Genomic DNA, 25102 nt, shown 5'->3' with positions numbered 1-25102 from the left:
TTCAAACGACTCGCCAAGACCTCCACTTGAGACACGGTCTTAGAAGACGATTGCGCTGGAATGGCACCTCAGGTTATTCGTGGCGATGTGGAATCCACCTGGTCCCGCCGGTTGCGGTAATAGCGCATTCACGAATGCGATGCGCCGCACGACGGCGCCGGCGGTCCGCTATCCCGTGATAACCTGACCCGGTCGAGGGTGACGGCGTAAAAGCTGCGTGAATCCGGATTTCCGGATGAGCGCATTGTTTGTGCGCCTACACCACCGACGAGATGCGGGCAATAGCCCAATCGGACTCGCATTCCCGGCGCATTGGACGGAAATGGTGATGAGCGCCACTGTTCCCGTCACCGTCGAACTGCTAGGCCCGGCACGGGCGTGGCGGGGTGGCGCGGAGGTGGACCTCGGCACGGCTCGCCGCCGTGCGGTGTTCGCGCTGCTGGCCCTGCGCGCCAACCAGGTCGTCTCCAAGGACGAGCTCGTCGACGGCGTCTGGGGCGACGCGCCACCGTCCACGGCCGAGGCGAGCCTCTACACGTACGTGTCCGGGTTGCGGCGCGCGCTGGAGCCCACGCGGTCGAAGCGGTCGGCGGCCGTGGTGCTGGTGTCGGCGGGCTCGGGGTACTCGTTGCGGTTGCCCGCCGACGGGCTCGACGTGCACCGGTTCGAGCGGCACCGCTCCTTGGCCGCGACGCTGGCCGAGGTCGACCCCGAGGGCGCGATGGCCGAGTTGGACCGGGCGCGGGCGTTGTGGCGGGGCGAGCCCTTGTTCGGGGTGCCGGGCCCGTTCGCCGAGGCGCAGCGCGCCCGCCTGCGCGAGCTGTGGCTCGCGGTCGCGGAGCGGCGGGCCGAGCTGGCGATCGCCCTGGGTCGGCACGCCGACGTGGTCGCGGACCTCTCGGCCCTGGCCGGTGCGCACCCGTTGCGCGAGGACCTGCGCGCGTTGCTGATCACGGCCCTGCACCGCAGCGGCAGGCAGGCCGAGGCGCTGGAGGTCTTCGAGGACGCGCGGCGTGTGCTTGTGGAGCGGTTGGGCATCGAACCGGGCGCGGCGCTCCTGGAAGCCCACCGGCGGGTGCTCGCACACGACCGCGGACCCGACCGCGCGCGTGAACCCGTGCCGACGAGCCGACCGGACCAGGGCCGGCCGCCGGTGACGCGAGTGCCGTCGCCGACGTCGCGCGGTGCGGTGCGGGCGCCGGACGGGACGGTGGTCGGGCGGGAACGGGAGCTGGACGTGCTGCGCCGCGCGGTGGCCGACGTGGCGGCCGGGCGCGGGCGGTGCGTGTGGGTGGAGGGCGAGCCGGGCATCGGCAAGTCGGCGTTGCTGGCGGCCGGCTTGGCCGGCGCGGCGGACGCCGGGTGCCGGGTGGCGTGGACGGCGGCCGACGAGTGGGGGCCGCGGACGCCGTTGCGCGTGATGCTCGACTGCCTGGAGGTGACCGAGCAGTCCGGTGACCCGCGGCGGGCCGGGTTGGCGCGGGCGTTGCGGGAACCGGCGTCGGGCGACCCGGTGCCGGTGGTCGTCGACCGGCTTGCCGCGCTGGTGACCGAGTTGTGCGCGGAAGCGCCGCTGGTGCTCGTCGTGGACGACCTCCAGTGGGCGGACGAGGCCAGTGTGCTGATGTGGCACCGGTTGCTGCGCCTGGTGCCGCGCCTGCCGCTGCTGCTGGTGGCGGCCATGCGGTCGGTGCCGCGCCGGACGGACGTGGACCAGGTGCGGCGCGCGGTGCTCGGCGCGGGAGGTGACGTGGTCGGGCTGCGGAGGTTGTCGGAGGACGCCGTGACGGCGCTGCTGGCCGGGATGGTCGGCGCCATGCCGGGGCGCAGCGTGGTCCGCGTGGTCGAGTGCGCGGCCGGAAATCCCTTGTACATCAAGGACATGGTGGATGCGCTGCTGCGCGACGACGCGATCGAGGTGCGGGCGGGCGTCGCCGAGAGCCGGCTGAGCGAGGACGAGGGACCGTCGCCCTCGCTGGTGGCCGCGGTCGCGAGGCGGTTGGGCTTCCTGTCGCCGGAGACCGCGGACGTGCTGCGGGCGGCGTCCTTGCTGGGCGCGGAGTTCGCCCTGGGCGACTTGGCGACGGCGCTCGCGCGGCCGTCGTCGGAACTGATCACCGCCGTGGAGGAGGCGACGTCCGCCGGCGTGCTGGACGATTCGGGGCCGAAGCTCGCGTTCCGGCACGTCCTGGTCCGCAAGGCGCTCTACCTGGGCACGCCGGCCGCGGTCCGGACCGCGTTGCACCGCCGGGCCGCGGAGGCGCTCGCGGTGGCGGGCGCGTCGGTGGAACTGGTCGTGGAGCAGTTGGTGGCGTCGTCCGGCGTGGTGGACCCGTGGGCGGTGGACTGGCTGGTCGCCCGCGGCACCGCGCTGGGGAAGCGCGCGCCCGACACGGCGATCCGGCTGCTGCGGGCCGTGGTCGACGGCACGGCGCTGGACGCGGAGCACCGGGAACGGCTCGCCGCGCTGTTGGCGCGGCTCATGTACTGGCTGGGCCGGCAGCCCGAGGCGGAGGCCCGGTACGTGCTGGCCCGTACCAGGGACCACGAACGGGCCGCCGAGATGCGCTGGATCCTCGCGCACGCCGCCTTCCGGGACGGTCGGGCGGACGAGGCGGTGGTCGCGTTGCGCGCGGCCGTCGACGACGCCGACACCCCGCCGGTGTGGCGGGCCCGGCTGGAGTCGTTGCTGGCGGTGGTCCAGCGGGACGGGCTCAACGACGTGGCGGCGGCCGAGGAGACGGCGCTCAGCGCGTTGCGCCGCAGCGAGGCCGTGGGCGACGACCTCGCCATCGCGCACGCCTTGCAGGGCTTGTGGCAGGTCAGTTCCGTGCGCCGGGACCACGCCGAGGCGTTGGCACGGGTCGACCGCGCGTTGGCCGTCACCGGAGGCCGGTCGGACTTCGTCGAGCTGCGGCTGGGGCTGCTCGAGAACAAGGTGTTCACGCTCCAGAACCTGAATCGGCTCACCGAGGCGGACGACGTGCTGCACGCGGCGCGTGAGCTGGCCCGCGGCGTCACGGCGCCCGGCGTGCGCGTCGTGGCAGCCGTGCAGGACTACTGGCGCGGCCGGTGGGACCAGGCGCTGGCCGAGGGCGACGACGTGCCCGCGTCCGGCCCGAGCACGTCCTACGGGTTGCGTGAGCGCGGCGTCGCGTTGCTGGTGCACGGGGTCGCCGCGCTGGTCGCGGCGCGGCGCGACCAGCCCGACGTGGCCGAGGCGCACCTCGCCGCCGCGGCCGGGCACCCGCTGACGACCCGCGCCGACCACGAGCACGGCGACTTCCTGCTCGTCGCCAGGGCGGTCGTCGCGGAGCGGGCCGGCCGGGTGGACGAGGCGTTCGCCCTGCTGGAGCCGCTGTTGCGGGCCCAACGCGGCCACATGGTGCTGCGCCACCAGTGGTTGCCCCACGTGGCCCGGCTCGCGGTCGGGCACGGGCGGCGTGACGTGGCGCTGCGGGCGTTGGAGGGCTGTGCGGACGAGGCCGCGCGGGAACGGACGCCCGCACGGGCGCACGTCGCCGCGGCGTGGTGCCGCGGGTTGGTCGCGGGCGATCCGGCCCCGGTGCTGGAAGTGGTGGAACACCACCGCGCGGCCGGTCGGCCGGTCGAGTCGGCCGAGGCGTTGGAGGACGCGGCCGTGCTGCTGGCCGGCCGCGGTGAGCGGGAAGCGGCGGACGCGGCGTTGCGCGAGGCGCTGGCGGGTTATGACGGGTTGGGGGCGGCGCACGACGTACGCCGTGCCGAGGAGCGCGTGCGTCGGGTTCGGCGGGAGGCGTCGGGGGAGTGGTCAACGGCATGACGGGCGTGGTTCGGGTCGAGCTGCTGGGAACGGTGCGCGCCTGGGCGGGCGAACGGGAGATCGCCCTGGGGGCACCCCGGCCTCGCGCGGTGTTCGCCATGCTCGCGCTGCGGACGGGTGGCGTCGGTCGGGACGAGCTGGTCGCGGGCGTGTGGGGTGTCGACGCGCCCGCGACGGCAGAGGGCAGCATCCACACGTACGTGTCGACGTTGCGGAAGGCATTGGAGCCGGACCGGCCGCGCGGCACGCCGTCCCGCCTGCTGGTGTCCGTGGGGTCGGGGTACCGACTCGTGCTGGACGCCGAGGGCTCGGACGTCGAGCGGTTCGACGGGTTGCGCGACCGGGCCCGGCGTCAACTGGCCGGCGGTGACCCGGAGGGCGCGCGGGCGTCGTTGGACACCGCCCTCGGCCTGTGGCGGGGCGACCCGCTGTCCGGGTTGACCGGGCCGTTCGCCGAGGCCGAGCGGCGCAGGCTGGCCGAGGCCCGCACGGCCGCGCGGGAACTGCGGGCCGAGGTGGCGCTGGCCGTGGGCGCGCACACCGACGTGGTCGCGGAGCTGGCCGCGCTCGTCGCCGAGGAGCCGTTGCGGGAACGTGCCCGTGAGCTGTTGATGCTCGCCCTGCACCGGTCCGGGCGCAACGCGGAGGCCTTGGAGGTGTTCCGCGACGGCCGGCGCGTCCTGGTGTCGGAGCTGCACGTCGAACCGGGGCAACGCCTGCGTGCCGTGCACGAACAGATCCTGCGCAACGAGCAGGCCCCGGCCGCGCGACCGGTGGCACCCGCGCCCCGCGGCCCGGAGGAACCCGACCCCGGTGCCGAGCTGGTCGGGCGGACCGCCGAGCTGACGGCGGTGCGGCGGCTGGTGGACGACGTCACCGCCGGGCACGGCCGGCTGCTGTGGCTGGAAGGCGAGATGGGCATCGGGAAGTCCGCGATGCTCGCCGCCGTGCTGGCCCGCGCGCGGCGGCACGGGCACGAGATCGCCCACGCCGTCGCCGACGAACTCGGCACGCGGTTCCCGCTGCGCCTGGCGCTGGACGCCTTCGCCGTGGAGTCGCACTCACCCGACCCGCGCCGCGCCGCGACTGCCCAGGCGCTCGGGCAGGAACGGCCCGCCGGGTCGATCTTCGCCGACTCCGACCCGGTGTTCGGCGCGGTCGACCGGCTGGTGGCCCTGGTCGAGCAGCTGTGCGCGGACGGGCCGGTGGTCGTCGCGCTGGACGACCTCCAGTGGGCGGACGAGACCAGCGCGCACCTCTGGCACCGGTTGACCGCCGTGACGCGGCGGACCCGGCTCCTGCTGGTCGGCGCGACGCGCCCGGTGCCGTACCGGGCCGAGATCGCCCGCCTGCGCCGTGACGTCGAGTCGGGCGGCGGCACGGTTCTCGACCTCACGCCGCTCGCCGACGGCGAGGTCGCCGGGCTCGTCGGCCGGCTCGTCGGCGCGACGCCGGGCCCTGGCCTGCGCACCATCGCGGCCCGTGCGGGCGGCAACCCGCTGTACGTGCGGGAGGTCGCGGACGCGTTGGTGCGCGAACAGGTGGTCGAGGTCGACACCGGCGTGGCGGACGTGTCGGCGCACGCGTTCGACCGGGCGCCGATGTCGCTGGTGTCCGCCGTGACGGGCCGGCTGGACTTCCTCACCGACCCGACGCGCGAGGTGCTGCGGTGGTCGGCGCTGCTCGGCGGCGAGTTCGTGGTGAGCGACCTGTCGGTGGTGCTCGGCACACCGGTGTTCGACCTGGCCGCGCGGCTGGAGGAGGCCCTCGCGGCGGGCGTGCTGCGTGACGCCGGGGCGCGCATGGCGTTCCGGCACCCACTGATCCGGCAGGCGCTGTACGAGGGCACGCCGGCCGCGCTGCGCACCGCGTTGCACCAGCAGGCGGCGCGGGCGCTGGCGGCGTCCGGCGCGCCCGTCGACCACGTGGCCGAGCAGTTGCTGGCCGCGTCCGGTGACGTCGGGTCGTGGGTGCTGGACTGGCTGGTCGAGGAGGCGCCCGCGCTGGTCTACCGCGCCCCGCTGGTGGCGGTCGACCTGCTCCAGCGGTGCCTGTCGTCGTCGGTGGCGCGGGACGAGCGGGACGCGACGCTCGCCGCGCACCTCAGCAGCGCGTTGTTCCGGATCAACCGGGACGCCGAGGCCGAGGAGCACGCCCGCCGCGCGTTGCCGCGCCTGCGGGAGCCCGACCGGATCGCCGAGGTGCGGTGGACGCTCGCGTACATGCCGTACCGGGGGGCGCGGGCCGAGGAAGCCGTGCTGGCCTCACGGGAGGCGTTGGCGGACCCGGTGCTGTCGGACCGGTGGCGGGCCCGCCTGCTGTCGCTGCTGGCCCTCGTGCAGCGGGCCGGCATCGGCGAGCTGGACGGCGCCGAGGCCAGCGCGCGGGAGGCGATCGGGGTGGGGGAGCGGGCGGCGGACCCGTTCGCGATCGCCCAGGCGCTGGAGGTGCTGTGGCAGGTCGAGGCCGTGCGCCGGGACTACCCGCGTGCCGTGGCGTACCTCGACCAGGCGCTCGACGTGGTCGGCACCGACGTGAGCCTGACCGACCTGAGGTTGTTGTTGCTGGACAACCGGATCTTCACCCTGCAGTGCCTCGACCGGCTGGACGAGGCGAGCCGCAGCCTGGACACGGCGTTCGACGTCGCCGGGCGCGGCACGCCGGTGGCGGGGCTGCACCTGGCGGCGGCCGTGCACCAGTTCTGGCTCGGTGGGTGGGACGACGCCGCGGCCCGGCTGGGCGCGGTGCTCGACGACCCGGAGTTCACCGGGTACGGGCTGCGGGAAGGCGGTCCCGTGCTGCTGCACGGCGTCGTCGCGCTGATCGCCGCCCACCGCGACGACGGCCCCCGGCTCGACGCGCACCTGTCCCGAGGCCTGAACCTGCCGCTGGTGACCGAGGCGTACCGGGAGAACTGCGACTTCCTGATCGCGGCGCAGGCCATGGCGGCGGCGCGGGAGGGCGATCACGCGCGGGCGGTGTCCGTTCTGGGCGCGATCCTCGACACCCGGTACGCGGACATGATGCTGCGGCACCAGTGGTTGCCCGAGCTGGTCCGCCTGTCGTTGGCGGCGGGTGACCGCGCCACGGCACGGGCGGCGGTCGAGGCGTGCGAGGCGGAGGCGTCGCGCGAGACCAAGGCGGCGCGGGCGGCGGCGGCCGCGCGACGGTGCCGGGCCGTGCTGGCGGAGGAACCGGACGCCCTGGTGGCGGTCGCCGACCACTACCGCGCGGTCGGCCGGACGTTCGAGCTGGCGCAGACGCTCGACGACCGGGCCACGTTGTTGGCGGGGTGCGGGCGTCGCGCCGAAGCCGACGCCGTGCTGGCCGAGGCGGTCGCGCTGTACCGGGGCATCGGCGCGGAGTGGGACATCCGCCGTGCCACGGAGTCCGTCCACGCCCGCTGATCGGGTCCGGACGTCGCGGGCGGGTGTGCCGATGACCGCCGGGGCGGGTGTGGGTGTCGCGGGCGGGCTCGCGGTGTCGGGTGGTGCGGTGGTGGTCGCCGGGTGGGTGTGCTGGGTGTCGCAGGCGGGGCGCCTGGTCGGGTTCGGTGTCCGGCGCCCCGGCGTGCCCGTGCGGTCAGCGTTCGGGGGCGGTGTCCGGGTGGTCCGGGTCGTGGGCACCGTCGATCACGCCGTCGGACGACATGACCCAGCGGGTGTCGGTGGCGGGGCGGGCCGGGTGCGGGGTGCGGGCCTTCGCGCGGATGCCCCGCAGCGCCAGGTCCACCACGCGGCGCAGGGCCGCGCCGTCCCTCTTGGTGATCGGCTGGTCCACGTCAGATCATCCCCTTCCTCAGGGCGTAGGCGACCGCGTGCGGCCGGTTGCGCAGGTTGAGCCTGGTGGTGATGCCGTAGAACACGTTCTTGATCGTGCGTTCGGAGTAGGAGAGCCTGCCCGCGATCTCCGCGGTGTCGAGGCCGTCGGCCATGAGCCGCAGCACGTCGGCCTCCCGCGCGGTCAGCCGGTTGGGGCCGCCCTCCGAGGCCACGACCTGCCGTTGCAGCCGCTCGACGTGCCGCAGCAGCTCGGCGACCATGGTCGGCGGCATCACGCCACCGCCCGACGCCGCCGACAGCACGCTGCGCAGCACCAACTCGTCGGTCACCGTGGCGCGGGGCAGCACGGCCACCACCCGGCACTCCACGGCGGTGAGGACGTCGGACTCCCGCGGCTCGTCGACGACCAGCACCACCGGTGCGCCGACCTGCGCCGCCGCCCGGCGCAGACGGGCCGCCACCTCCTCGCCCAGCCTCGGCACCGCGACCAGTGCCACGTCGGCCTGGGCGTGCTGCGCGCTGCCGAGCACCTGCACCTCCGGCCGCGTGCCGAGGTAGGCGATGAGGCCCGTCATGCTGAGGTGATCCGCCGCTTGGACTGCTACCCGAACTCGCTCCACCGCTGCCTCCCACAGTCTTGCGTTGCGGGTTCGAGTCTGCGGTGCGCGGCTTCACGGGGTCTCAACGCCGTCTACAAGGATTCTTCACGTCCGACGGCGGTTCTTCAGACGGCGGTTCTTCAGACCGTTGAGAACAGTGGCGCACCGCACTCAACACGGTTCCAAGCACCGGGTCAAGGGGACACCACGGCTGCCGCGCTCCAGTGCTCGTGCAGGCCCAGCAGCAGGGCCACGAGGTCCTCGGTCGGTTGCCAGACCGGGTAGTCGCGCCGGAACTTGCGGGTGTCGGTGATCCAGCACCGCACGTCGGCGAACCGGTGCTCCGGCCGGTACTCGAACCGCACCGGCCGTCCGATCAGGTACTCGTACTGGGCGATCAGCTCCAGCACCGACGCGCTGCGCTCGCGCCCGCCGCCCGCGTGGTAGACCTCGCCGGGGCGCGGCGCCAGGTAGAACTGCCAGAACATCTCCACCAGGTCCCGCACGCCCAGCACGTCCCGCACCTGCTTGCCGCCGTGCCCGATGACCGGGAACGCCGCACCGCGCACCGCGCTGCGCACCAGGTGCGACAGGAAGCCGTGCAGCTCGACGCCCGCGTGCCGGAAGCCCGCCACCGCGCCGCAGCGGAACACGCCGACGTTCATCCCGAGCCGCCTGCCGTACTCCTGCGCGGCCAGGTCGGCGGCCAGCTTCGACACGCCGAAGAACGTCCGGTCGGCGTGGTCCAGCCGCAGCGACTCGTCGAAACCGTGCTCGTGGAACGGGTGCGCCGGGTCGATCTCCCACCGCGTCGCGGTCTCGACCAGCGGCAACGCGTCCGGCACGGCGCCGTAGACCTTGGTGGTGGACACCACCGCGACCACCGCGTCCGGGCAGTGGCGCCGGACCGCCTCCAGCACGGTGACGGTGCCGAGGGCGTTGACCCCGAAGTCCACCAGCGGCGACCCGGTGGCCCACTCGGCGCTGGGCTGACCGGCCGCGTGCACGACCAGCCGCACGTCGGAGCCGTACTCGCGCAGCACGTCACCGATCGCCGCCTCGTCCCGCACGTCCACCGCGTGGTGCCGGTGGTTCGGCAGGCGGGACAGCTCCGCGAGCTCCCCGGCGACCGCGCCGTGGCCGAAGAAGTCCCGCCGCATCAGGTTGTCCACCCCGACGACCAGGTCGAACCTCGGGGCGAAGGCCCGCACGGCCGCGCCACCCACCAACCCGGCCGAGCCGGTGACCACGACGACATCCACGTGCTGCTCCTCTTCGTAGGTCTACAAAGGACGGTCAAGGGCGGCGGAAGAACTCCACCTCGCCCAAAGCCACGTGCCGGCCCGGTTCCAACCCCGCCGCACCGCGGACGACCAGCCGGACGCGCACGACGTCGCTCACGCCCGTGTCCGTGCGCTGCGGCCCGCTCCGGTCCCCGAGGACGACCGGGATCGTGCGGTGCGTGCCGTCGGACGCGGTGACCACGACGTCCAGCGCCGTCGCCCTGGCCTGCCCGGTGAACACCGCCGGCTCCACACCGGCCCCCGTGTGCACGACGAACGACAGCAGGCGGAACGGCGTGGTGAAGGTGAACTCCACCGCGTCGCCCACGGCCGGTGCGCCCCAGTACCGGTTCGACAGTCCGTCGACGGCGGCGGACGCCGGGCGCCCGGCCACCTCGGCGGTGGCGGTGGCGACGTTCGGCGCGACCGGGGCGGGCGTGGCCAGCCGGTCGCGCAGGTCATCGAGCAGTCGCATCGCGGTCGGCTGGAACAGCACCACCGCGAGGGCCAACGCGGCCACGGCGAGCAGCGCCACGAGCCGGCGCAGCCACCGGGACCGGTCGCCGTGCCACCCCCAGCGCCGCCCCGACCGGCTGCCGTGCTTGCGCACGCCGGCGTGCAGCGGGGCGGCACACCGGCGGCAGAACCGGCGTCCGGGCGGGTTGGGGGTGCCGCAGGACGGGCACGGCGGCCCGTTCACGGTGTCCGCGACCACCGCCGTCCGCAGCGGTCGCCGTGGCACGGGACGTGCCGGCGGCACCGGTCCGGGTTGATCGGAGATCACCGCTGCCGGAGTCGGGAGCGTCGGCACCACCGAATCGGGCATCACCGAGTCGAGCGTCACCTCGGGCAGCACGGGTTCCGTCGGCAGCCGGTCGGCCCAGCCGAGGTAGGTGCCGCAGTTGCCGCAGAAGTCGTCCCCGTCCGGCACGGGCGCGCCGCACTGGGAGCATTGGCGCACGTCAGCCACCGTCCACCACCTCCACCACGCACGTCACGTGCACCGGCCGCACCGACTCCACCAGCGCCTCCACCCGTTCCCGGTCGACCACCCCGGACCGGCCCGGCCACACCCGCACCACGACGGCGTCCACCTCCCTGGCCGGCAGGTCGGTGTCCGGCCGGCTGGACCACGTCACGCCGGGTCCGTCCACCACCTCCGCCCGCACGTCCAGGCACAGCTCCAACCGGGCCACCAGGCCCCGCGCGGTGCCGCGCAGCCGGTGCAGCTCCACCGCCCGGCCCACGACCTCCCGGCGCAGTGGCTCCGGCCACGTCGGGTCGAGGTCGGCGGCGAGCCAGGACGCCAGCCACGGCACGAAGTCCGTCGGCGTGAGCTCGGCGTCGAAGTACGACGGCAGGTTGTCCAACGTGGACAAGATGGCCGACAGCACGGCGTCCAGGCCCGACGTGAACCGCTGGGCGAAGTCGTCCGCCGCGTACAGGGCGGGCAGCATCGCGCCCAACGGGTACCGGCTGAGCAGCTCGGGGAGCGCGGCACGGCTCACGGCCCCGTCACCACGATCTGGTGCTGGTAGGAGAACACCAGCGCGTTCGACGCCACCTCGACGCGGTCCACGGGCGCACCACGCGCGCCCGTGACGGGGTTGGCGGGGAACAACAGCACCTCTTCCACCAACCGCACACCCGGCACGTTCTGCAGCACGGCGAACACCTCGCCGAACTGCACCGGCCGGCCGAACTCCCACCCGGTGCCGTCCACACCGCCGCGCAACGGGTTCAGGTAGCGGTAGAGCGCGTCGGCCGCCACCTCCCGCACACCGAGCCCGTCGGACGACGCCACCAGCCGGGCCACCACCGTGACGCCCTGGTAGCGCGGGGGCTCGACGACCAACCGGGTGCCGAGCAGCCGCCGTTCGTCGAGCCGACGTGCCACCGCGCGCAACACGTCCTCGGACGGCACCAACTGCTCGAACCGCAGCCGGTCGCCCTCGTCGGCCACCGCGTCCGGCACCACCAGCACCCGGGCGCCACCGCCCTCGACCGGCAGGCACCGCACCCGCGCCAACGACGGTGCGGCCAACCGGGCGATGTGCTCGTGGTCCTCCGCCGTGACGGCCCGTTCCTGCACCCGCAGCTGGTGGGGCGCGCGCAACTTCGCCTCGTCCACCGTCTCGCCGTCCACGCCGCCGCTCGCGGCCTCGCGGTTCTCCACCGCCGCCACGTACGGCACGGAGCTGCGCAGCACCGAGATCGAGCCGCGCGCCACGTTGCCCGCCCGGCCGCCGCCGGTCCGGTAACGCGGCACGTGCACCACCGCGCCCTTGGCCGGCACCGCGCCGTACCGGCGCAGCGCCCCGTCCGCCTCGCGCACCGCCGGCGGGAACAGGACCTCGCCGCGCGTCGCGTCCAGCACCACGTGCCGGTCGTCCGGCCCGGACGCGCCGAAGTGGTCCACGACGGTCCAGTCCTGCCACCCGTCCTCCGTCGACACCCGCACCACGACCGGGTCGCGATCCAGCAGCACGGGGGCGCGCGGCAGCGTGAACCGCTGTCCCGGCACGCCCGCCGCCTCGCCCAGCCTCACCTCGGACTCGGTCTCGGCGTGCTCGGCGACGGTCGTGCCGCCGATCGTGAAGGCCCCCGCCTCGCGCACGGTCGGCGACTCGCGGTAGAACGGCTGGTCCGGCTCGGGTTCGGTGACGCGGCAGCGCAGCCAGCCCGCGCGGTGGCCCGCCACCGCGGACGCGGTGTGCCCGGCGGGCACGTGCAGCACCACCTCGCCGGGCCGGTTGAGCCCGCCGGTGGTGTCCTCGTCGGTGCCGCACGGCACCCAGTCCTGACCGTCCCACGCCTCCCACACCAGCGGCGGCTGCCGCGGGTCGACGCCGATGCCCTCCACCCGGCTGTCCAGCCGCAGCACGACCACGCACCGCGGCACGGCTGCGGACAGCCCGAACAGCGTGGCGTCACCGGGTGCCGGCGCGGCCTGGAAGCACGGCACGTCGCGGCCTGCCTCCAGGTCGCGGGTGCGGTCGGCGTGCTCGCCGGACGCGGTCCGCGTGACCAGGCGTTCCAGCGAGCACGGCACCACGGCCAGCTCGTCGGTGGTGGCGAACACGACCGGCTCGCCCAGCTCGGCGCGTTCGGTGGCGACCTCGGTGCCGACGGGCAGCAGCACGGTCTGCGCCTGCGGCGCGGACAGCCAGAACGTCACGTCCGCCCGGGCCGCGGCCGGCGGGAACAACGTGATGCCCAGCAGGTCGAGGAACGCCAGGTGGTTGCGGTCGGGCACCCGGTTGAGCCGGTAGACGAGCTGGTCGACCATGTGCGCGAACGTCTCGATGAGCGTGACGCCGGGGTCGGACACGTTGTGGTCCGTCCACTCCGGACAGCTCTGCTGGACGTACCGCTTGGCCTCGTCCACGAGCTGCTGGAAACGCCGGTCGTCGAGGTTCGGTGCGGACAGCGCCATCAGTCCGCGCTCCCTTCGGTGGGGATCGTGTAGAAGGGGAAGACCAGGTTGCGCTGGTCGTTGGTGGTGCGGATCGTGTAGCGCACGTCGATGTAGACCGTGCCCACGTCGACCGAGTCGAACGCGACGACCACGTCGTCCACGTCGACGCGCGGCTCCCACCGCTCCAACGCCGCCCGCACCTCGCGGACGATGTGGCCCGCCGTGGCGCCGTCCGCCGAGGCGAACACGTGCTCGTGGATGCCGCAGCCGAACTCCGGCCGCATCGGGCGCTCACCGGGCGCGGTGCCGAGCACCAGCCGGATCGCCTCGGCGATCTCCTGCTCGCGCTCCACCATGCCGATGCCGCCGGTGGGGCCGACCCGCAGCGGGAACGCCCAGCCACGACCGATGAAGTTCACCGTCAGGCTCCTATCCGGACGGTCAGCGCGCCGACGATGACGTTGGCCTGGCAAGTGGTGCGGTCACCGACGCGGGCCGCGGGCAGGCCGCCGATCAGCACCGGGGGCCCGGCCGAACCCGGTCCGGCCAGCACGACGTTCGTCGGCCCCATGGCCGCGTGGGGCGGCACTACGCACACGTGCGTGCTGCCGACGACGGCGGCCGGCCGGCCCTCGATGAACACGGAGGACACCAGGGCCGCGGCCGGTGGTGGCGGCGGACCGACGGCGCCACCGTGGGACGTCTGGTCACCGAGCCGGACGGCGGGTGGCATGTCGACCTCTCTTCACGGTCAGGGGTTCAGGGTGCGAGCGGTGGGTTGATGTGCACTTGGGCGCCCTTCAGCACGGCGCGGAGCCCGCCGTCGACCGTGGTCGACTTGACGCCCTTGACCGACACGTCGGTGCCCTTGACCGACACGGTGGCCCCGTTGACGCTCACCGAGCGGCCGTTGAGCACCAGGTCGCCGTTCATGGCGTCGACCGTGATGCCGCGGTTGGTGAGCGTGATCGAGCCGAGCGCCCGACCGCCGCCCGGACCGCGGACCTGGATGTCCACCTGGCCGGTCTTCTCGTCGAGCGTGATGTCGAGCCGCTTGTCACCGGTGGTGAGCCGCACCCCGGCGGCGGTCATGCCGTCGAGCAGGTCGAGCCGGTTGCCGCCGCGCGACACCAGCGACCTGCGGTTGACCCGGCCGCTCTTGCGGTCCACCAGCGGCACGGCGTGCGGCGTCGGCTGGTCCACCCCGTTGTAGAGGCCGCCCAGCACGTACGGCCGGTCCAGACTGCCCTGCTCGAAGCCGACGAGCACCTCGTCGTTGACCTCGGGGCTGAACACGCCGCCGCCGCGCACACCTCCCGGCTGCACCGTGCGGACCCAGTCGGTGACGTAGTTGTCGTCCAGCCACGGGAACTTCAGCCGAACCCACCCGCGCTCGCCGCCGACCTCCTTGATGTCGGTGACGATCGCGGTCGCCAGGCCCGGCATCCGGCCCGTGCGCGGTGGCGCGCCGCCGCCGTTGGTCAGGCCGGCCAGCGAGCGGTCCGGCGACGTGCTGACCGTGACGATGCTGCGGTAGCCCTCCGACGGCTCCAGCACGTGCCGCACCGACGTGGCCGTGTACCGGCCGCTGAACGCGTCACCGACGCCGCTCAGGGTGACCGGCACGCCCGCCCGCAACTTCGGCTCGCCGTCGGCGACCGCCTCGATCTCGGCGAAACCGGCGCTGGCCGCCGCCGCCATCGACCGCGCCACCACGGCCGTCTCCGCCTGCGTGGCGTACGGCATGTCCGCCACCAGCGTCCGCGCGCCCGCCCGGAACGCCTTGCCGATCACCGTCGGCGACATGCCCGGCGTCACGGTCGTGCTGACGACGGCGGGCTCCACGGCTACCAGCGCCTTCTTCGTGGCCACGTCCCAGCCGCGCACCTCGACGCCGCTCACCTGGTCGACGCTCGACAGCGAGGCGCGCACCGACCGCAGGTTGTCGCGGTGGTGCAGCACCAGCGGGCTCACGTCCGCCGACGTGCCCACGGGCGGCGCGCCGGCCGCGGGGCGGGGCTTGACCAGCTCCAACGTGCCCTGGTCGTCCACCTGCACGACCACGCCGTGCTCCTGGGCGATCAGTTGCAGGAACTCCCAGTCGGAGATCGCGGGCTGGCTGATCTGCGCGTAGGTCACCGGCGCCACGTCGACCCGGCCCACGGTCAGCCCGGCGCCCTTCGCCACCCGCCGCACCACCTGGGCCGCGGTCGTGTTGCGGAACGCCATGACCTTCCGGCCCCGGAACAGCCGGTGCGCCTTGTTCATCGCCCGGATCACGGTGAACGTGCCGGTCGAGTCCGCGTCCGCCTCCACCGCGGTCACCTCGCCCGCGAACAGCAGTTCCTGGGCGTTGCCCAGCACGCTCGACACAGATACCCGGATCGGCGTGCCGATCGTGATGACGGCGTCCGCGAGCAGGTCGAAGTTGTCGTCGTGGTAGGTCAGCACAGCGGCGTCGGGCAGGCCGACGTTCTCGTCCACCACGCAGCTCACCAGCCGCGCGTCCCACGCCTTCGTCAGCGAACCGGCCTGCACCACGGGTTGGGCGGCGAACGCCCGGCCGACGTTGCTCATCGCACCTCCTCCACCGCGGGCACCAGTAGTTCCACGCCCGGCACCAGCACCATCGGGTCGTCGATGTCGTTGGCCTCGGCGATCACCCGCCACGCCGTCGCGTCGCCGTACTCGCGCCACGCCAGCTCCGGCAGGCTGTCCCCGGCCACCACGCGGTGCGTGCGACGGGCCTCGCGCGACCCGGACGTCGGGTTCTGGCCGGGTGTGTCGGACCCGGCCTCCTCGATCGACAACGCGCACCGGGCGCGCAGCGGCTTGCCGTCCACGTCGAACAGCGAGTAGTCCACCGACAGGTTCGACAGCACGCCGTCGAACGAGGTCGTCTTCGCCGTGCCCCACTCGAACCGCACCCACGGGCTCGCGGGCTTCTTCTTCGCCAGGCTCTTCTTCGTGGGCACGCAGGCCAGGAGCAGCTGTTCGACCCGGTTCTCCACCGAGTTGTCGTGCGTCGCGGTGGCGTCGAGGAACACCTCGACCGACAGCGTGCGCGGCCCGCTGCCGACGAACTCCGGCACCGCCGTCTGACCCGCCATCCGCGACGGCTTCCGCCGCCACTCGGTGTTCTTGGTCAGGCTGAGCGAGTTCGGGTTGAACTGGAACTTGACGCTGGCGAGCCGACCGCCCGGTTTCGCGCCCACCTTCGCGGGCGGCTCCATGATCACCAGCTGGGCGCGCGTGAGGCTCGCGCCTGCCTTGCCTGCCACGACGTGCTCCTCTCAGGACGCCTGGATGCCCTCGTGGGCGAACTCGATCGTCTCCACGGCGGCCTGCGAGGTGGCCGGGTCGAACGACGGGCCCTGCCACCGGACCGGGACGATGCCCTGCACCTGCCAGCTCGCGATCGTCGTCCCGTCCGGGGTGAGCGCGACGATCTCGCCGTCCTTGCGCTCGACCCGGTTGACGACGTCGTTGAGCCACTTGACGACCTTCGCCGTGTCGCTCGTGACCGGCCGCGTCATCGTGATGTTCGACCACGTGATGCGGGACGGCAGCTGCCACGTGAAGCCGTTGTTGCCGCCCTCGGCGAACTGCTCGACCTCCATCTGCGCGCCCATGCCCTCACAGGTGTGGAACGCGCCGAGGTCGTCGCCGGCGATGGCGAGCCGGAAGAAGACGCTGGTGGCGAAGATGGTGTCGGACATCGGACTCTTCCTGGTTCGGCTGGTGTTTCCCTGGTCAGCGGCGGCGGTCGTGGAGCCGTCCGGCCCGCTCCCGCCCGTGCCGCACCTCGGCTCGGAGCAACCTGCTGACGGGGTCGATCAGCGAGCGGGCGAGCTGGTCGAGGTCGGCGCGGGACGGCGCGTGGTGCGGCTTCTCGTCGTCGGTCTCGTGCTCGGTGTTCGTGGTGGGTTTCGTGGTCTTGGTGGTCTTCGCGGGGGATGGCGGCCTGCTGACGAGTTGCGGTTCGCTCGGTTTGGCGGGCGTCCGCTGCACGGTCGGCAGGCGTGGTTTCGCCGGTGTGGTGGGGATGGGCGGTGACGCGACCACGACCGGTGGGTACGCGGGTGCGACCGGCGGGCCGGCGGTGCTGGTGGTGTCCGGCGCCCTGTGGGTGGTCGGCCACGGACGCGGTGGTGCTGGGCGGACCGGGGATCGTTGACGGGCGCGCTGGACTTGGGGTTCGGGGGTCCAGCGCACGGGGACCACCTTGCGTTCCGGCTCCGTCCGCACCGGGGGTGCTGACGTTTCGATCGCGCTGCGGAGGACCAGGGGGCGGTCGGCGATCAGTGGTGCGGTGCGGATGGGGGTGGGTTTCGCGGTGGAGCGCTGGACGTTCCGGTGGGAGGTGGTCGAGGGTCGGGTTGGTGCCAACCTGGCGACGGGAACCACGTCGCGGCGGGGTGATGGTCCTCGGTGGCTGTCGTCCGGCCGCCGGCCCTGCTGGGGTGAGGCCGCCGGGGTGACCGGTGCGGCGTCGGGCTGGGGTCGGACCACCGGCGGGGTGTCCGTGGTGGCGGTCTGGACGGGTGTGGGGAACCTCGGTCCGGTGGGATCGAGGGCCGCCGTGGGTGGGATCTCCGGGATCGGCGCGCCGATCCCGATCACCGGGCGGACCGTCGGCGTCTCGTTCCGTGCCGTCTTGCGCTGCACCACCGGGATCGGGGACGGGTCGGCTTGCCGGTGGGTGGCCGCCGGGGTCTGGGGGAGCGGGTTGCCCTGCGCCCTCTGGACGACTGGCGGCGTCGGTGGCGGGGTGGATGGGGCGCTCGGCGTCGGCCGGACCACCGGTGCCGGAGGATTGGTGGGTGCCCGCTGCACCTCCGGTGGGGCAGCGTGCGTCGGGGTGGCCGGGTCGCTGGGATTGCTGCGGGCCCGCTGGACGACTGGCGACGCCTGCGTCGGTGTGGCGGGGCCGTTGGCCGTTGGCCGGACCACGGGCGTCGGGGTGCTGGGACTGTCGGGCTTCCGCTGGACTACTGGCTGGGGCGCCTGTGCCGGGGCGGCCGGGGTGCTGTGCGTCGGCTGGGTGGCGGGATTGCCGCGCGGCTTCCGGGTTTCCGACGACGGGGTGGTGTGCGCCTTCTCGGCCGGGGGTGCCGGGGTGGCGGTGTCGGCCTGAGCCCGCTGGACGGCCGGCGGCACCTGTGCCGGGTTGGCAGGGGCGTGGTGCGATGGCTGCACCACTGCCGGCGGGGTCGAGGGATTTCCGGGTGCCCGCCGGACCACTGGTGCCGGAGTGTCGGGGTTGGTGGGTTTCCGCTGGACCGCTGGAGAAGCCGCTTGGGTCGGGACGGCGGGATCGTCGTGAGGCTTCCGGGTCGCTGGTGGCGGGGTCCGCCGCGCCGAGGTGACCGGATCGGTGCCGCCACGCGTGACCGTGGGGGTGGGCGAGTCGGTCTTCGTCCACTGGGCCCGTTGCACAACCGGTCCGGCGGCCAGAGGCGCGTTGTCCGAAGCCACCACCGCACTGGGCGGTAGCTCGGTCAACGGCTCGCCCAGCAACGGCGCGTCGGTCCGCGCTCCCGGCTTCGCCGACCGCTGCACGGTCGGAGCGGCACCACCCACCGACGTGCTGCCCGCTGGTGTGCTGCCCGCTGGTGTGGCGGATGGCTTGGGGCCACCGGCCACACCCCGCGCCACCGGCACGGGGCGTGGCGGCGCGATGTGACGCCGGGCGACGGTCAGCGGTCTTCCGAGCGGACGCAGGGCCACCGGACCGACCGAGGACCGCTCCGACGACCCCGAGGACTCGGACGGCCCCGGCTGCTCCGCCGTCCCCGACGGTTCGGGTTGCCCAGTCGATTCCGATGGTTTTGGCGCCTTCGGTGGCTGCGGCAGCCGTGACGGCTGTGACCGCTGTGACGGCTTCACCGAGGTCGGTGGCTTGAGCGGTTGTGACGGCTCCGGCGTGGCATCCGGTCCCGTCGTGTTCCCGTACCGGAGCGCGACGGTGAGCGAATCGCCGCCGTGCGCCTCGCCCGGGAACCCGGTGGGACGGGCCAGACCGTGGATCACACCGCCGGGTGCGTTCGCGGTCACGGAGTGGCCCAGGGTCGTGCCGAACGTGTGGTCCTGCCACGACGCGAGGCCGTTGCGGAAGCGCACGCCGTCGCTGACCGGCATCGCCGCGCGCTGGATCACGCCCTCCATCGGCGGTGCCGCGCGCCAGTCGCCGCTCGGGGCGGGGCGGGGCGCGGTCGTCGTCGGTGGTGCCGGTGGTGCCGGTGGTGCCGGCTTGTTTCGGCGGAAACGGGACCAGAAACCCATGGGTCACCCCCCTTCGTTCACCCTCGTGTTGATGCGCGCGATCTCCCGCACCCAGCGCAGGCGCTCGTGGTGCTCCATGTCGAGGATCTCCTCGCGCGGCCAGTGGAAGTGGTAGGCCACGTACGCGACCTCTTCGTGCAGCCGGTCGGCCGCGTACGTCACGATTCCCCCAGGCGACCACCCGCCAGGTCCACCTCGAACGCGCCGCCGCACGACGGGCACGTCACGCCGGCCCTGGTGTGGCCCTCGCTGTTGATCCGCCGGTAGAAGTCCTGGAGGAACGCGATGTCGGTGGCGAACATGCGTTCCACGACGCCGACGTTCACCTCCTCGACGTCCCCCAGCTCGGTGATCACGGTGCTGAGCAGCAGCACGCTGAGGTAGCCGGGGTTCTCCTTGACCCGCAGGTCGATCTGCGGGCGGAGTTCGTCGCGTGCCGTGGCCAGGCGCATCCGGCCGTGCCGGTGCACCACGCCGTCCGCGTCGACGTACCCGCGCGGCAGCTCGAACTCGAACTCGGTGTGGCCCGCGGACTCGCGAGGGGCCTCGGCCACCCGTTTCGTCGGCTCGGCCAGCTCGTCCAGCGAGTCGAGGCCGATCACCCGGCGGCGCATCAGTCCTCCAGGGTGATGTCTTCGAAGGTGATGGTCACCTTCTCGGTGGCCGCGCTGGACTCGCCCGCCTTGAGCGACGGGCCCTCCCACCGGCTGACCCAGCCGTTGACCAGGTTCAGCCGCCGCTCGGTCTCGCCCTTGCTGTTCATGATCTCGATGGTGATGTTCTGCCGAGCGGACTCCACGTCACCCTTGTTCAGGGTTTCCTTGAGCCACTTGGTGAACTCCTTGCTCTTGTCCATGCCCCGGGTGACGGTGATCTCGCCGCCCTTGCGCGCGCCGGGCTGCTTGCGCAGCAACGGCTTGCCCTGCGGGGTCACCTGGGAGATCTCCACCACGTCCTCTTCGACGGTCACCCCGCTGACCTCCTGGAGCGATTCGACGACGTACGCGCCGAGCTGGAGGCCGAAGATGTGGGTGGAGAGGGCGTCGCCTTCTGCCATGGCTGTTGCCGCCTTTCAGCGATCAGGTGATCGGGTCGTCGGTGGAACGGGTGGTCACTCGCTGACGAGGCTGGTGTTGTCGGAGAACTGGGACAGCCGGAAGACGACGAACTCGGCGGGCTTGACCGGCGCTACGCCGATCTCGCACACGACCTGGCCGAGGTCGATCGACTCGGGCGTGTTGTTGTCCCGGTCGCACTTGACGTAGAACGCCTCGGCCGGCGTGCGGCCGAACAGCGCCCCCTGACGCCACTGCTCGGTGAGGAACGCGGTGATGTTGCGGCGGATGCCCGCCCACAGCCGGTCGTCGTTCGGCTCGAACACCACCCACTGGGTGCCGATGAGGATCGACTCCTCCAGGAAGTTGAACAGCCGCCGCACGTTCAGGTACCGCCACGCCGGGTCGGACGACAGGGTGCGGGCGCCCCAGATCCGGATGCCGCGACCGGGGAACGCGCGCAGGCAGTTCACGCCGACCGGGTTGAGCAGGTCCTGCTCGCTCTTGCTCAGCGCCGTCTCCAGGTCCACCGCGCCGCGGATGACCTCGTTGGCGGGGGCCTTGTGCACGCCGCGCTCGGCGTCGCTGCGGCCCCACACGCCGGCGATGTGCCCGGACGGCGGCACGAGCGCGTTGCGGCCGGTGGCCGGGTCGAACACCTTGATCCACGGGTAGTACAGGGTGGCGTAGCGGGAGTCGTGGTTGGCCTCTTCCATCCGCCACGTCCGCACGCGCTGCGGCGACAGCCCGGGCGGCGCGTCGAGCACGGCGACCCGGTCACCCATCCGCTCGCAGTGCGAGATCGCCGCTTGCTGCACGGTCTTGACGCCTTCGAGGTCGATCAGACCGCGCTGGTAGGCGCTCATCAGGTCGGGCATCGCGACCATGGTGATCTCGTCGACGTTCTCCAGGCCGCCGAAACCGGTCCGGGCCTCCGGGTCGCCCACGTACTCCTGCGGGTCGACCTTCGCGGGGCCGGCGGCGACCGGGGCGGGCAGGCCGACGGACTGCTTGTCGGGGCGGGTCAGCGCGGTGCCGGGCGCCTCGGTGACGTGGATCAGCTTCGAGCGTTCCGTCACGTGCGTGACGACGTAGTTCTTGAGGTTGCGGCGGGTCGAGACGTCGTAGGTCTCCACGACCCGGTCGCCCTGCCGGACGAGCAGCCGGAAGCGGTCGTCCGGCGGGTTCTCCCCTTCGGCGTCGGTGACCTCGACGGTGACGCCCGCACCGGCCGAGGGCAGCGCGGCGATCCGCAGGCCGCCCAGCGCGGCGGGTTCGGGCGCGACCGGCTCGGTCGTCTGCGCCGCGCCGCCCACGCGGACCACGTACGCCGAGCCGCCGCCGTTGGCGAAGTAGCCGTAGACGGCGTGCGGGAGGTAGGCGCCCTCGGTGAAGCCGCCGAAGTGCTGTACGTACTGGTTCCAGTTGGCCACCAGGGTCGGCTGGTGGAAGGGACCCTGCTCGGCGAAGCCCACGAAGGCGGCCACCGCGGTGCCGACACCCTCGATCGGACGTGCACCGGTCTGGACCTCCTCCACGTACACGCCGGGGGAGAGGTACTGCGGCATGGTCGCTCCTTGTCTTTGGCGCTTCTTCCGCTCTGGCCTCACCAGCCTGCTGTGGATCACGGCCCGGGAGGCAGGGCCGGTGGGCTCGGGCGGGGGCAGAGCCTTTGCCTCAACGGGCATCGCGGCCGGCCGGTCGGTGGGCACGCCGAAGCGCCCCGGCACCAGTGGTACCGGGGTGGGTTGTCGGCGGTCGGGCTCGTGCCAGGTCCTTGGCGATGCTGAGGCCCATGCGCCGGTACAGCTCGGCCAGCACGCGTTTGTACGCCTCGTCCGGGGTGAGGGGCGGCTGGCCGGCGGTCAGGAGGCGGGGGTTGATGAAGTCCGCCCTGCCCTGTTTGGTCCTCGGCGTCGCGGGCAGCGTGAACGAGAGCGGTCCGCCGCCGCCTCGCGCCTGGGCGTCGCGGACCGGTGGGGCACCGCCGTGGTGCATGTAGGCACCACCGCCGTAGTTGCTGTCCCTGCCGAAGTTGACACCTGAGCTGAGGACGCCGACCGCCGCGCCGCCGGCCTCGGGCGGGTCGTGTGCATCTCATCCTCTCGTGCGTTGACCGGTCGACTGGTCACGGCTGCGCCGCGAGCCACGGCCCGAACTCGTTCTCCAGCACGAGCCGGCCGAGCTTGCGGTACTCCTGTCGGATCGCCGCGACGATGTCGGACATGGCCACCGGGCGGTCCGCGGCGGCGGCCAGGTAGGCGGCGGTCACGGCGCACGCGCGGATGGAACCGCCGGCGAGGTCGAACCGCTCCGCGCAGAACGCCAGGTCGAGGTCGCCGGACCGGGGGACGGCGTCGCCGAGACAGCGGTCCCACAACGCGTGGCGCTGCTCGGCGTCCGGCACCGGGAAGTCCGCGATCACGTCGATCCGCCGCGTGAACGCGTCGTCCACATTGGACCGCAGGTTGGTGGTCAGCACGGCGATGCCGTCGAACGACTCGATGCGCTGCAACAGGTAGGCCGACTCCGTGTTCGCGTGCTTGTCGTGCGAGTCCTTGACCTCGGACCGCTTGCCGAACACCGCGTCCGCCTCGTCGAACAGCAGCACACCGTGCACGCCCGCCGCCTCGGTGAAGATCCGCTCCAGGTTCTTCTCCGTCTCGCCGATGTACTTGTCCACCACCGACGACAGGTCCACCACGTACAGGTCCATGCCGATCTCGGCGGCGACCACCTCGGCCGACATCGTCTTGCCGGTGCCCGACTCGCCCGCGAACAACGCCACCACGCCACGTCCCCGGCCGCCGCCGGGCCGCATCCGCCACTGCCCGAGCACGCGTTCCCGGTGCCGCGCCCGCATGACGAGTTCGTCGAGCTGCTTGCGGGTGGGGCCGGGCAGGACGAGGTCGTCCCGGCCGACGGCGGGGCTGATGCGCCGCGCCAACTTCTCCAGCCCGGCCCCGTTCTGCGCCCGCACACCGGCCCGGACGTGCGCGAGACCCGCCGGGCGGTCCTCCAGCACGGCCAGCCGCGTCGCGACCGCCACGGCACGCGTCACCTCGTCGGTGCCCAGCCGGTACCCGGCCAGGTCGGCCAGGAGCGCGCGGTCGACTTCGGCGCCGGTGGCGTCGGTCAACGCCTCCGCCCACCGCCGCGCCCGCTCGTCGGGGCCGGGCGCGGGTACCTCCACCGACACCACCGGGCGCGCCGACCAGTGCGGGTCCCAGTGCCGCCTGCCGTGCAGGAACAACGGCACGTCGCTGACCAGCGCCGTGAGGTCGCGCACCAGGCCGACGCGTTCGGGCACCAGCGGCTCCAGCGGTCCCACCACGAGACCCGCCCCGCGCAGGCGTGCCTCACGGACCGCTGCCGCGAGCGGTGGTTCGGCGCTGCCCGCCAACGCCGCCACGTCCAGCACCACGGCGTCGTGCCCGGCGGCGGCCAGCGCGTCACCGGCCACCCGCCCTCCGTCGCCGTCACGGTCACGCAGGTGCACCAGGGACAACCCGGCGCGCAGCGCACCGCCGAGCCGTTGGGCGAGTTCCGACTCCGGCGCACGCCCCACCGGCACGACGTGGGCCGTGCCGCGGAGCGCCGCGTCCGGCTCGTCGTCGCCGAGCAGGTGCCCGATCACCCGGTCCGGCACCCGCAGCACCCGGGACAGCGCGGGCAGCCCGCCGTCCACGACCTCGACCAGCCCACCGGCCACCAGCGGCGCGGCCGGGGCGAACCGGAACCGGGCCGGGTCCGCCGCGGGCAGCCCGCACAGCTCCAGCGCCATACCGACGGTGGGCCGGCGGCGGGTGACGTCGTCGTTGAGGTAGGCGTAGAGCCGCTCGAACCGGGGGTCGACGTCCGGGGCCATCGCCACCAGCAGGAACTCGACGTCCACGGGGTCCAGGTCGAACCGCCGCGCCAGCCCGAGCAGCCGCGGGCCGGGGTCGGGGACCATCGCGGCGAGCGGCGCGAGGTCCGGTTCGGTGTCGGGCGGCGCGAGGGGCCGTCCCGGCTCGTCCAGGATGCGCCACACCGTGTCGGCGGTCAGGTAGAGGCCGCGGTGCGGGTCGTCCGGCTCGGGGTCGTGCTCGGCGCGCTGCGACACCGCCCGGCGCACCCGCCACTCGACGCCGGCGAGCCTCGCCCACAGGTACGCCAGGTCCGGCGCGTGCGCCTCGGTCGACACGGCGGTCATCGGATCGGCCCGCCGCGCCGGCGTCGGTCCTCGGGCAGCGGCCGGGTCCGGGGCGCCGAGAACCCGCCGGAACCACCGTCGGCACCGTCGTAACGCAGCCTGCGTCCACCCTCGGTGGGGCCGATCAGGACCAGGCCGTCGGCGGCCGGGTCGGCCGGGGTGACCGGGCCGACGACCGGCGCGGTGACCACGACGTTGATCGCGGGCCGCAGTTCGCCGCCGAGCGCCGACCACACGTCGGTCGCCGCCCGACCCTCCGACACCGAACCGCCCGACTCGACGCCGACGGTCAGGCCCACCTCGGCCAGCGACCCGGTCAGCCACGCCGACCGCAGCCGGTTCGCCGCCGCCAGGCACGCCAGGGCCTGCGACAGCAGCCGGTGCTCGTCCTGTGACCGGTTCGTCCACGCAGTGACCAGGTACGACAGTCGGAACCAGCGCGGCGGGCGCCGGTGGCCGACCAGCTCGTCGTCGTCCCGCACCGACACCGAGCCGGACGAACGCCGGGTCAGGTCCTCGCGGATGTCGTACAGGAACACGTTGACCGTCGGGGCGTTGCGCCGCGCCACCCACTCCGTGGTGGGCGGGTCGAACGCCAGCTCACCCCCACCGCCGGGCACGCCGCCGGCCGCGAGCAGCCTGCGCAACCCCTCGTCCACCTCGTGGATCACCGGGCACCTCCG

Annotated in this window: 23 protein-coding genes; 4 read left to right on the top strand and 19 right to left on the bottom strand. The window is 73.7% G+C overall.

The window, feature by feature from the left end; genetic code table 11:
• Positions 1-328: 328 nt before the first annotated feature.
• Entirely contained in the window at positions 329-3802 is a 3474-nt protein-coding gene (locus FM051_RS30910; RefSeq protein ID WP_158849536.1) for an ATP-binding protein, read from the top strand.
• Complete coding sequence (locus FM051_RS53320; RefSeq protein ID WP_158849535.1) at positions 3799-7209, top strand: ATP-binding protein; 3411 nt, start codon at positions 3799-3801, stop codon at positions 7207-7209. The genes FM051_RS30910 and FM051_RS53320 overlap by 4 nt, the downstream gene beginning before the upstream one ends.
• 175 nt (positions 7210-7384) lie before the next feature.
• On the opposite strand, the gene FM051_RS30900 is transcribed toward FM051_RS53320, so the two are convergent.
• From FM051_RS30900 to FM051_RS30845, 12 genes are all read right to left on the bottom strand, one after another.
• A complete protein-coding gene (locus FM051_RS30900) occupies positions 7385-7582 on the bottom strand; it encodes a hypothetical protein (RefSeq protein WP_158849534.1) in 198 nt (65 codons plus the stop codon).
• Position 7583: 1 nt separating this feature from the next.
• Positions 7584-8159 carry a helix-turn-helix transcriptional regulator gene (locus FM051_RS30895; protein ID WP_202919101.1) on the bottom strand — a complete coding sequence of 192 codons (576 nt, stop codon included), beginning with the start codon at positions 8157-8159 and terminating at the stop codon, positions 7584-7586.
• A 218-nt stretch (positions 8160-8377) separates the two neighbouring features.
• Complete coding sequence (locus FM051_RS30890) at positions 8378-9445, bottom strand: NAD-dependent epimerase/dehydratase family protein (RefSeq protein ID WP_158849532.1); 1068 nt, start codon at positions 9443-9445, stop codon at positions 8378-8380.
• A 34-nt stretch (positions 9446-9479) separates the two neighbouring features.
• The gene (locus FM051_RS30885; RefSeq protein WP_238412770.1) at positions 9480-10436 is read right to left on the bottom strand and encodes a zinc ribbon domain-containing protein; all 957 of its coding nucleotides are present in this window, start codon (positions 10434-10436) and stop codon (positions 9480-9482) included.
• Positions 10429-10974: a phage tail protein gene (locus FM051_RS30880; protein ID WP_158849531.1), complete on the bottom strand. Its 546-nt coding sequence runs from the start codon at positions 10972-10974 to the stop codon at positions 10429-10431. Before FM051_RS30880 ends, FM051_RS30885 begins: the two co-directional genes overlap by 8 nt.
• Positions 10971-12902, bottom strand: a complete 1932-nt coding sequence (locus tag FM051_RS30875) for a putative baseplate assembly protein (protein WP_158849530.1) — start codon at positions 12900-12902, stop codon at positions 10971-10973. Before FM051_RS30875 ends, FM051_RS30880 begins: the two co-directional genes overlap by 4 nt.
• Positions 12902-13309, bottom strand: coding sequence for a GPW/gp25 family protein (locus FM051_RS30870; protein WP_158849703.1), 408 nt, complete (start codon positions 13307-13309; stop codon positions 12902-12904). The genes FM051_RS30875 and FM051_RS30870 overlap by 1 nt, the downstream gene beginning before the upstream one ends.
• Entirely contained in the window at positions 13306-13617 is a 312-nt protein-coding gene (locus FM051_RS30865) for a PAAR domain-containing protein (protein ID WP_158849528.1), read from the bottom strand. Before FM051_RS30865 ends, FM051_RS30870 begins: the two co-directional genes overlap by 4 nt.
• 26 nt (positions 13618-13643) lie before the next feature.
• Positions 13644-15461 carry a VgrG-related protein gene (locus FM051_RS30860; protein ID WP_158849526.1) on the bottom strand — a complete coding sequence of 606 codons (1818 nt, stop codon included), beginning with the start codon at positions 15459-15461 and terminating at the stop codon, positions 13644-13646.
• On the bottom strand, positions 15458-16165 hold the full coding sequence (locus FM051_RS30855) for a CIS tube protein (protein ID WP_202919100.1): 708 nt from the start codon (positions 16163-16165) through the stop codon (positions 15458-15460). Before FM051_RS30855 ends, FM051_RS30860 begins: the two co-directional genes overlap by 4 nt.
• A gap of 12 nt (positions 16166-16177) precedes the next feature.
• Positions 16178-16603: a phage tail protein gene (locus tag FM051_RS30850; RefSeq protein WP_158849524.1), complete on the bottom strand. Its 426-nt coding sequence runs from the start codon at positions 16601-16603 to the stop codon at positions 16178-16180.
• A 34-nt stretch (positions 16604-16637) separates the two neighbouring features.
• The gene (locus FM051_RS30845; RefSeq protein ID WP_158849522.1) at positions 16638-17099 is read right to left on the bottom strand and encodes a hypothetical protein; all 462 of its coding nucleotides are present in this window, start codon (positions 17097-17099) and stop codon (positions 16638-16640) included.
• A 103-nt stretch (positions 17100-17202) separates the two neighbouring features.
• On the opposite strand from FM051_RS30845, the gene FM051_RS30840 reads away from it, so the two are divergent.
• Entirely contained in the window at positions 17203-18021 is an 819-nt protein-coding gene (locus FM051_RS30840; protein ID WP_158849520.1) for a hypothetical protein, read from the top strand.
• A 240-nt stretch (positions 18022-18261) separates the two neighbouring features.
• Positions 18262-18570 (top strand): hypothetical protein, encoded by a 309-nt coding sequence (locus FM051_RS30835; RefSeq protein ID WP_158849518.1) that lies wholly within the window; start codon positions 18262-18264, stop codon positions 18568-18570.
• Between the two features lie 602 nt (positions 18571-19172).
• On the opposite strand, the gene FM051_RS50795 is transcribed toward FM051_RS30835, so the two are convergent.
• The 7 genes from FM051_RS50795 to FM051_RS30805 all read right to left on the bottom strand — a co-directional run bounded on the left by FM051_RS50795 (position 19173) and on the right by FM051_RS30805 (position 25090).
• Positions 19173-19331, bottom strand: a complete 159-nt coding sequence (locus FM051_RS50795; RefSeq protein WP_202919099.1) for a DUF6760 family protein — start codon at positions 19329-19331, stop codon at positions 19173-19175.
• On the bottom strand, positions 19328-19783 hold the full coding sequence (locus FM051_RS30830; protein ID WP_158849516.1) for a hypothetical protein: 456 nt from the start codon (positions 19781-19783) through the stop codon (positions 19328-19330). Before FM051_RS30830 ends, FM051_RS50795 begins: the two co-directional genes overlap by 4 nt.
• A complete protein-coding gene (locus FM051_RS30825) occupies positions 19783-20226 on the bottom strand; it encodes a phage tail protein (protein ID WP_158849515.1) in 444 nt (147 codons plus the stop codon). Before FM051_RS30825 ends, FM051_RS30830 begins: the two co-directional genes overlap by 1 nt.
• A gap of 54 nt (positions 20227-20280) precedes the next feature.
• Positions 20281-21792: a phage tail sheath family protein gene (locus FM051_RS30820; RefSeq protein ID WP_158849514.1), complete on the bottom strand. Its 1512-nt coding sequence runs from the start codon at positions 21790-21792 to the stop codon at positions 20281-20283.
• 109 nt (positions 21793-21901) lie between these two features.
• Positions 21902-22222 (bottom strand): hypothetical protein, encoded by a 321-nt coding sequence (locus FM051_RS30815; RefSeq protein WP_158849513.1) that lies wholly within the window; start codon positions 22220-22222, stop codon positions 21902-21904.
• Positions 22223-22352: 130 nt separating this feature from the next.
• Positions 22353-24419 (bottom strand): ATP-binding protein, encoded by a 2067-nt coding sequence (locus FM051_RS30810; RefSeq protein WP_158849512.1) that lies wholly within the window; start codon positions 24417-24419, stop codon positions 22353-22355.
• Positions 24416-25090, bottom strand: coding sequence for a Pvc16 family protein (locus tag FM051_RS30805; RefSeq protein WP_158849511.1), 675 nt, complete (start codon positions 25088-25090; stop codon positions 24416-24418). The genes FM051_RS30810 and FM051_RS30805 overlap by 4 nt, the downstream gene beginning before the upstream one ends.
• Positions 25091-25102 lie beyond the last annotated feature (12 nt).

Source organism: Saccharothrix deserti (assembly GCF_009769385.1).
Classification (GTDB): domain Bacteria; phylum Actinomycetota; class Actinomycetes; order Mycobacteriales; family Pseudonocardiaceae; genus Actinosynnema; species Actinosynnema deserti.
This window is presented reverse-complemented; position numbering and strand designations above follow the sequence as displayed.